Origin of the sequence: Weissella sp. DD23, assembly GCF_001579105.1 — a bacterium.
In the GTDB taxonomy this organism is placed as follows: Bacteria; Bacillota; Bacilli; order Lactobacillales; family Lactobacillaceae; genus Weissella; species Weissella cibaria.
The window spans coordinates 66885-75764 of the sequence record NZ_KQ970398.1; the positions used below are offsets into that span (position 1 = coordinate 66885).

Annotated in this window: 8 protein-coding genes; 1 reads left to right on the forward strand and 7 read right to left on the reverse strand. The window is 44.7% G+C overall.

Annotated elements, in window-relative coordinates; genetic code table 11:
• Window positions 1-3: 3 nt before the first annotated feature.
• Window positions 4-237 carry a Veg family protein gene (locus WEIDD23_RS10645; RefSeq protein WP_010373978.1) on the forward strand — a complete coding sequence of 78 codons (234 nt, stop codon included), beginning with the start codon at window positions 4-6 and terminating at the stop codon, window positions 235-237.
• Between the two features lie 52 nt (window positions 238-289).
• On the opposite strand, the gene WEIDD23_RS10650 is transcribed toward WEIDD23_RS10645, so the two are convergent.
• The 7 genes from WEIDD23_RS10650 to metG all read right to left on the reverse strand — a co-directional run.
• On the reverse strand, window positions 290-1654 hold the full coding sequence (locus WEIDD23_RS10650) for a hemolysin family protein (RefSeq protein WP_010373980.1): 1365 nt from the start codon (window positions 1652-1654) through the stop codon (window positions 290-292).
• An 88-nt stretch (window positions 1655-1742) separates the two neighbouring features.
• Entirely contained in the window at window positions 1743-3113 is a 1371-nt protein-coding gene (locus WEIDD23_RS10655; protein WP_010373982.1) for a hemolysin family protein, read from the reverse strand.
• A 59-nt stretch (window positions 3114-3172) separates the two neighbouring features.
• Window positions 3173-4069 (reverse strand): 16S rRNA (adenine(1518)-N(6)/adenine(1519)-N(6))-dimethyltransferase RsmA, encoded by an 897-nt coding sequence (gene rsmA / locus WEIDD23_RS10660; protein ID WP_010373984.1) that lies wholly within the window; start codon window positions 4067-4069, stop codon window positions 3173-3175.
• The gene (gene rnmV, locus WEIDD23_RS10665; protein ID WP_010373986.1) at window positions 4069-4629 is read right to left on the reverse strand and encodes a ribonuclease M5; all 561 of its coding nucleotides are present in this window, start codon (window positions 4627-4629) and stop codon (window positions 4069-4071) included. Before rnmV ends, rsmA begins: the two co-directional genes overlap by 1 nt.
• Entirely contained in the window at window positions 4629-5435 is an 807-nt protein-coding gene (locus tag WEIDD23_RS10670) for a TatD family hydrolase (protein WP_010373988.1), read from the reverse strand. The genes rnmV and WEIDD23_RS10670 overlap by 1 nt, the downstream gene beginning before the upstream one ends.
• Before the next feature lie 169 nt (window positions 5436-5604).
• Window positions 5605-7758, reverse strand: a complete 2154-nt coding sequence (locus tag WEIDD23_RS10675; protein ID WP_010373989.1) for a cation:proton antiporter domain-containing protein — start codon at window positions 7756-7758, stop codon at window positions 5605-5607.
• Between the two features lie 125 nt (window positions 7759-7883).
• Window positions 7884-8880 (reverse strand): methionine--tRNA ligase subunit beta (gene metG / locus WEIDD23_RS14950; protein WP_242865513.1); only part of this gene is annotated, 997 nt, incomplete at its 5' end.

Consider the following 8880-nt stretch of genomic DNA (forward strand, 5'->3'; position numbering starts at 1 on the left):
CTTATGCCTGCAGCATTAGCAGAAATTAAGCAACAATTAGACGATCACATCGGCGAGCCAATTACGTTGGTTACCCACGAGAGCCGCCACCGTACGATTGAGCACGAAGCTGTCGTACGCGAAACGTTCCGTTCAGTATTCGTATTGGACTTGAAGCAAGATGGTAATGAATTTGACCGTGCTTCATTCAGCTACACGGATATCTTGACGGACAACATCGAGATCACTTTCGCCTAAAAATTAAAATCCCTGAGCGACAAATTGTCGCTCAGGGATTTTTTGTTACCTATTATTCAGTTTCCGCATCCGGCGCCACGTCATTTGATCGACGTGAGACTTCGAATTCGTTAATATATGCATCCTTGAAGTCGAGTGGCTTAATGTCAAAGTCTACGACGCGAATTGCTTCACCCACAGTTGGGTTTGGCTTTTCTTCCAAGAAGTACCCCGTTAACGTCACCATTTCTGAGTCATCAAATGGGCGAATATCCGTATGGAAGTATCGTTCGAAATCATACAACGTCATCTTACCAGATACCTTATAGTGCATGTTACCCTTTTCGTCTGATCCCATCTTTTCGACTAAATCATCCGCAACAGCGTCCATTTCATCACGCACTGAACCAAACAGCTCTTCATAAATATCCTTGTCCGTCACAATACCTGACGTACCACCATATTCATCCTTCACAATCACAATTGGCGTCCGGCGCGCAATCATCTCTTGCAAAACATCTTGAATTGGCATATTTTCAGAAATCGTTGGCATCCGACGAATAATCTTACGAACTGAAATTTGGTCATTCACTTGCGACTGACGCATCAAATCGTAGTTAAAGACGTAACCTAAAATCTTGTCCTTGTCATTATCAGCAACCACTGGGAAGCGTGAGTGCTTCGTCTCAAAATAGCGTTGTAACGTATCATGCACCGTGTCTGTAATATCAACAACATCCAATTGGGTCCGGTCAATCATAATATCTGCCGCAACCTTGTCATTCATTTCAAAGGCACGTTGCATAAAGACGTAATCTTCTTCATCCAATTGTCCACTACGCGCTGCGGTACGTGACAAACTCAAAATTTCAGCTTCTGAGTAAACTTCATCGCCTTCACTAGCTGGCTTCATACCGAACAAGCGTGTGACACCTGTCGCAGAGACATTCAGCAACCACACGAATGGATAGAAAATGATGTGGAACAAGCGCAATGGCGTTGCCACAAATAATGACACCTTAACTGGGAAATCAATTGAAACGTTTTTGGGCACCAATTCGGTAAAGACCACCTCAACATACGTCAACAAAACCAACGCAATAATTGAAGCAATCACGCCTGAGCTTGGCCCCGTCATTTTTTGCAAAAGACCCGCATCCAACAACAAGTGTGCAATCGTCTCTTCACCCATCCAACCAAGAATCAAACCAGACAACGTAATTCCCACTTGGGTCGTTGAGAGATACTCATTCAAGTTTTCAACCATGTGAATCGTTGTCGCAATTTTACGCGAGGGTTTTTCGCGACTCTCTTGCAACTCAATTAGCGCACTTTTGCGGACCTTAACCAAGGCAAATTCAGCCGCCACAAACAGCGTTGCAAATAGCAACACAATAATAATGACAACAACTGAACCCCATAATTGTCCTTCACTCAATTTTATCTTCCTACTTTCTTTTTATACATATTCAATGTCCCAATTATAACAAAAAACCCTGATAGGTATCAGGGTTTTGCTTACATGCTTAATTATTTTGTTGGTCTTCATTTGAAGCATCATCAACTTCAGCTTCAGGCAAAGCCACGACCTCAAACTCTTCAATATACGCATCCTTGAAGTCCAAGGCCGTAATTTCAAAGTTATTAATCTTAATGGCTTCACCAACTTGGAAGTCAGGATGATCGTCTAGGACATATCCCGTCAACGTCACCATTTCTGAATCTTCGAAAGACTTGATTTCTGTCTTAAAGAATCGCTCAAAGTCGTACAACGTCATCTTTCCAGACACCTTGTAGTGCATGTTACCATCTTCGTCAGAACCAAGCTTTTGAATCAAATCATCTGAGACATCATCGATTTCATCACGTACCGTGCCGAACAATTCTTCGTAAACGTCCTTGTCCGTAACGATACCTGATGTTCCACCATATTCGTCCTTAACAACAACGATTGGGGCACGGTGTTCAATCATTTCTTGCAACACTTCCGTGATTGGTTGGTTTTCAGAAACGACTGGCAAGTTACGCAACACTGTTCGAACAGAAGCATTCATACTCAAACGGCCTTGACGAACCAAATCATATGAAAAGACATAACCCAGGATCTTATCCTTATCATTATCTGCCACTACCGGCATACGTGAGAACTTTTCCTCAAGGTACAAGTTCAACGCATCACCGATTGTATCCGTAACATTAACAACTGTTAATTGCGTACGGTCGATCATAATATCAACCGCCACCTTATCGTTCATTTCAAAGGCACGCTTCATGAACGTCAAATCTTCTTCGTCAATTTCACCAGCATCCGCGGCGTCCTTAGACAAAGACAAAATTTCATTTTCAGAATAAATATCTTCATCGGGATGTGCATTAAATCCAAGCAGCTTCGTAACCCCTGCGGCCGTTCGATCAAACAACCAAATCAAAGGATACAAAACAATGTGGAAAAACATCACGGGACGCACAATGAACAATAGCACCTTAACCGGTTGGTCAATCGCAATGTTCTTTGGCACCAAATCGGTAAAGACCGCGTGGATAAAGGTAAAGATCAAAATTGCCGCGATAGATGCCACACTGTGTGCAATAGCTGGTGGCAACACACCTGATGAGATAATCAAGCTGGCAATAAACGCCTCACCTAACCAACCCAAAATCAATGACGTCAGCGTAATACCAACTTGGGCAGTTGATAGATACTCTGTCATGTGGTGTGTCATGTTAATCGCATGTGTTAAATTTTTTGATGGTCGCTTACGTGCCTCTTGTAGCGCACGCAAGGCTGAAGGACGCACCTTAACCAGTGAGTACTCAGTCAATGTAAACAAGACTGCCAGCAACAAAATGATAATAATCACAACAATATTGGTCATAATAGACGGACCGGAATCCATAATTTTTTTACCTCTTCTTTAATAAAAATATTTTGTAATAAGAAATATTATAGCAAAAATCAGGCGTTGTAAACACCCGCATCAAATAATGCGTTATGTAGTTCAACAAATCGCTCCAAAGAAAGCTTTTCAGCACGGGTCCGTGGGTCAAGATCAATGGCCGCCAACGCTGCCGTTAACTTCGCCTGCATCGCTTCACCCTTACCAAATGCCGTTGTTAAATTGTTCCACAAAGTCTTACGACGCATGACAAAGCCAATCTTAAACAGCTCAAATAAGCGCTTTTCATCACGTGGTTGAATGGCCAATGGCTCACGTGGCGTTAATGAGATAATTGCTGAATCAACGTTTGGATTTGGCACAAACGCTGTTCGTGAAACCGTAAAGGCCAATTTCGCATTCATGCGATATTGAACGGCCAAGGTTAATGAACCGTAATCCTTTGTACCTGGTTCAGCTGACAAGCGATCAGCAACTTCCTTTTGCATCATCACCACGATATTATCGAAATGAATACCTGATTGCAAAACTTGCATTAAAATCGGCGTCGTAATGTAGTATGGCAAGTTGGCGACCAACTTCAATGGTGCGGTCACATCCTCAAATTGCTTGGCAAATTCCTTTTCCAAATCAACCTTCAAAATGTCATTGTGCACAATTGTGACGTTATCATAGGGTGCCATAGTGTGGTCCAAAACTGGAATCAAGCGGTCATCAATTTCAAAGGCCACAACTTGCTTAGCGGCCCGGGCCAACTGCTCCGTCAACGCCCCGATACCAGGTCCGATTTCAACAACGTTGTCAGTCTTTTGCACATCCCCAGCTGCCACAATATTTTTCAAAATATTGATATCAGTCAAAAAGTTTTGTCCCAAAGACTTCTTCGTGTTGATACCAAATTGGTTCATAATCGCTTGCGTACGCACAGGCGTCGCAATATCAGGTACATCAGACATTAATTCTTCTCCTCGTCCATCTCTTGCAAGACGGTGTTTAATTCTTCATTCGTCACGCCAAACATATTTAAGCGCTTCAACAGTTGTTTGCCATTAACATATCCTAAGCCTAGGCGTTCTGACACGTGTTCACGGCGTTGGGCGGCGTTGGCCCCGGCCATTAAGCCTAGCCTAATTAAATCTGCTCGCGTAATGTCGGATGACATATCCACATCACTTGCCGTGTACACCTTGCTTAGCGCCTGCTGAATATCAGCTGCCGATGCATACTCAATGCCTAAACTATGATGCTTGATTTGGCGGCCGGCCTCATCTTTTGTTAAAAAAGCATGTTTGGCATCTGGCACGACTGCTGTAATCAGCTTACGCAAGCGCTCACCGTTGAAATCAGGGTCCGTAAAGACAATGATGCCCCGTGTTTGTGCAGCCCGCTGAATCGCTTGTAACGTCGCCTCAGACAACGCCGACCCATTCGTTTCAATCGTATCTGCCGCCACCGCATGGCGCAGTACTTCCGTATCAGCCTTACCTTCAACAACAATCACTTCTTTAATCTTCATTACTTGTCCAAGCGCCACAAGCGGTGGGCGTTTTCTGTCGTAATGGCAGCTAAATCATTGTATGACATGCCAAGTTGCTCAGCAATGTTCGCAATCGTGTAACGGACAAACATTGGTTCGTTTTGCTTACCACGCATTGGCGTTGGTGCCAAATAAGGTGCATCCGTCTCAACTAGCAGACGATCCAACGGCACTGACTGCAATGTTTCATGGACATCCTTAGCATTTTTAAATGTGGCAATTCCTGAAAATGAAATATACATCCCCAAATCCAAGAATTGCTTGGCTTCATCTGCCGTACCCGTAAAGGAGTGCATCACACCACCAAACTCTGCGACGTTTGCATCCTTCAAAACATCATACGTATCCGCCGTTGCTTCACGTGTGTGGATTGTCACTGGCTTGTGGAACTCACGTGCCAAGTCTAATTGTTGCTTAAAGACCGCTTTTTGCACATCTGGGGTTGGGTTTTCTTCCCAGTAATAGTCCAAGCCCATTTCACCAACACCAACAACCGCCGGGTCAGCTAATTGTTCGCGCAAAGTGGCAATATCTTCAGGCTTAAAGTCGCCACTTTCGCCCGGTTGCCAACCAACGATGGCATTTACCCCTTCAAATTCATGAGCGATTTCAATGGCACGTTGATTACCGATTGTATCGTAACCAACCACATTCATTTCAACGACACGATATTCACGTGCACGTGCCCAGTAAGCCGCCACATCATGCCAGAAAGCTTCATCATTCAAGTGCGTGTGCGTATCAAAGCTGTCTGCTGGACGCTTTGTTGGATCGTAAATTGCCATGTTATCTCCTAATTCTAAACGTTTGTGATACTTACTATTCTATCACAGCAACCATGCCCATATAAATCATGCCCCTTCATGATTTGTCTAAAAAAACGTCCGGCGAAAGGCATGTTAAAAACCCCACCGCTAACCAAGAACGAAATCGGTTAACGATGAGGTTTTTATCCTACTCTTCTGAGTCAGTCGCTAAAACTAATGCTTGTGCAGACGTGACTTCGTTATATAGTTCATTAATTAACGCTGCACTGAAACGGTCATTTTGCCGACCATCCTGTACGTACGTCAATTCTGCCCCTAGCGCCCCCAATAGCACCGCTTGCTCTTCAGCCGTGGATACTTGTTGGTCGTGGAAACGATCACGTTCTTGCGCAGCTACATCGCGCAGTGCCACCACATAACGTGGATCTTCGTCGCTTGATTCAGCCTGCGCAATAAATTCCGTCACCGCCGGTTCACTAATTTCCGCAATTTCCGTAAATACCAATTCACGACTCGATTGGTACTTGGCGACGGCGTCTTCTGGACTGCGGTAATTCATCTGCTTGACGGCCGCAAATTTTTTCTGCATCCGCAAGGTTTGTTCCAAATCGCGCTGTTCATGTTCTGTTAGCGTACGCCTTGCCGCCTTACGCTGTAACCGATCAACTCGTCGTTGCATCTTAGCTGCAATTTTATGCATACGTTCTTCAGGTTTAATTTGGCGGGTATTTACCAGTCGTAGCACCACCCCTTCCAAAATACGGAACCACATCCGAACATTATTTGTGCCGCGAGCCCAGCGTGCATCAGCATTCGCTTTCACACGGCGATAGTAAACCATCGTTGCTTGCGAGACTAAGCCAGCATCAATCGCGGCATCTACTGCATCGTCTGTGACCCGTTGAATATCGGTTTGCGCCCGTTGCCAGAGCGCCCGGTCCAATTGATCAGCCCCATATCCCAGCTGATCTTGTAGTTGGCCAATCACATTCCGCTTAACAGAATTAGAAACATTCAGTGTCTCAACATATGCCATACCTGCGTTAATCATCGCAATATGTGCTTGCGAGTACTCGGTCATATCATAATCAGCCTGAACCTTTGGCAAAAGACGTGGCAAGATAAACAAGGGTGCCACCAAGCTGACAATAATCACGGTAGCCGCAATCAAGAGCAACATATCACGGTGTGGGAATGCCTGACCATTTGTTAATGTCAACGGCAATGAAAAAGCCATGGCCATCGTCACAGTTCCGTGAACGCCACCTAATGCAAAAATCCACGCATCACGATTTTTATGTGCCTGATCAACCATTGATGCCATCGGCGAATCGCGGTCGACGCGTGCAATCATAATGTGCCTAAATGCCGTCATCACGGCATAAATTGCCAAACCAATCCCAATGTACCCTAACCATGTCACGATTGGCTCATGAAGATACGTCCTAAATACTCGTACCAATGACAAGCCTAACAACACAAACACGAGTCCATTCAATAACTGTGAAACAATCGTTGTTAATTGATTATTCAAGTTATTTAATTGTGATGACATAAATTGCGTGTGGTGTTTTTCTTCGTTCGAGATAATCCCCATCACAACCACCGCGATAATGCCTGAGACGCCAGTGTGTTCTGCCAGCCCATATACGAGAATTGGCGATAGAAGGTAAATCATAACGTGCGCTACCGTATCGTCAAATTGGGCCCTCAAGAGGTGCTGACGGATATATAACAACACCACCCCGGCAAGTGCCCCGACAATAGCGCCACCACCTGCGACGACTAAGAATTCTTCAAAGCCGTGGACGAATGAAAATGTTCCCGTATTCATCCAAAGAAGGGCCAACTCCAGAACCACCAAACCAGTGGCGTCATTGAATAATGATTCCAAATTTAAGGCCCGGCCAATCCCCTTAGGAACTGCCAACCCTTCTGTAACTGACTCTAATGCAGTGGCATCCGTTGGTGTGACAATTGCAGCCAACGCCAACGCCATCGGTAACGCCCAACCAATGGCCCAGTGGCCGAATAACATCAACACCACAACCGTCATCACAGCAATAATTCCAGCCAAACTAATAATGGCACGGAAGTTTTTAGATACCAATCGCACGTCAGTTCGTTGACCTTCATAAAATAGCAATGGCGCGATTATCAGCATCATAAACCATTCCGGGTCAAGCTCTACGACTGAATGGCGCAACACTGGGATCATTGCCAGAATAATGCCACCTAAGATTTGCCAAAATGCCTTGGGTACTCGTGGCATTGCTTGCGACAAGAGGTTCGCAATAATAATGGTGAGTATCATCGGCACCAGCGTATAAAATATTGTCATAATTCTTTCCTGTTTTCAGAATATTACAGCAGATCAGGCTTCTAACCCCTATCATTGCTGATTGATACCCTTATTTTAACAAAAAGGAAGCGATGTATCGGCCATCGCTTCCTTAATTTCATGTATTAACCTAGTTCAGAACCAGCTTCAATTTCATCTGGCAAGATTGTCAAAATAACATTGCCATCCTTTTCGGCAGACAACAACATACCTTCTGACATTTCACCCATCATCTTACGTGGCTTCAAGTTAGCAACGAAGGCAACCTTCTTACCAACCAATCCAGCGTACTCTGGGTACCACTTCTTGATACCTGACAAAATGGTGCGACCTTCCTTAGTACCGTCGTTCAACTTGAAGCGCAACAACTTGTTTGACTTCTCAACTTCGGTAACTTCCAAAATTTCAGCCACACGCATCTCAACCTTGTCGAAATCGTCAAATTCAATCAAGTCCTTTGTTGGGACTTCGATATATGACGCTTCTGTCTCTTCAGCAGGCTTAGCAGCCCCACCAGTCATCTCATCGCGGATGTAAGCAACTTCAGCTTCTACATCAACACGTGGGAAGATTGGCTCACCCTTGGCAACAACCTTACCACCGGCTGGCAAATCTTCAAACTTCAAATCAGCAATTTGCAAGTTTGATTCTGCCAAACCAAGTTGGTGGAAAATTTGCTTTGGTGCACGAGTCAAGGCTGGTTGCAACAAGATAGCAGCAACACGCAATGCAGCGGCCAAGTGCGCCATTACTGATGCCAACTTGTCAGCTTGTGCCTCATCCTTGGCCAAAGTCCATGGCGTTGTCTCGTCGATGTACTTGTTAGCACGTGAAATCAACTTCCAAACTTCAGCCAACGCATCAGCGGTGCGCATTGCTTGCATGTTTTCATTGTAAGCCTTGATAACATCGTTAGCCGTTTGAACCAAATCAGCATCGAATTCAGTTGCACCTGAGTTCAAAGCTGGGATAACGCCATCTTCGTACTTGTTAATCATTGCAACAGTACGGTTCAATAGGTTACCCAAATCGTTAGCCAAATCATAGTTCAACTTTGATACGAAGTCTTCTGGTGTAAAGATACCATCATTTCCGTAAGGCATTGCACGCAACAAGTAGTAA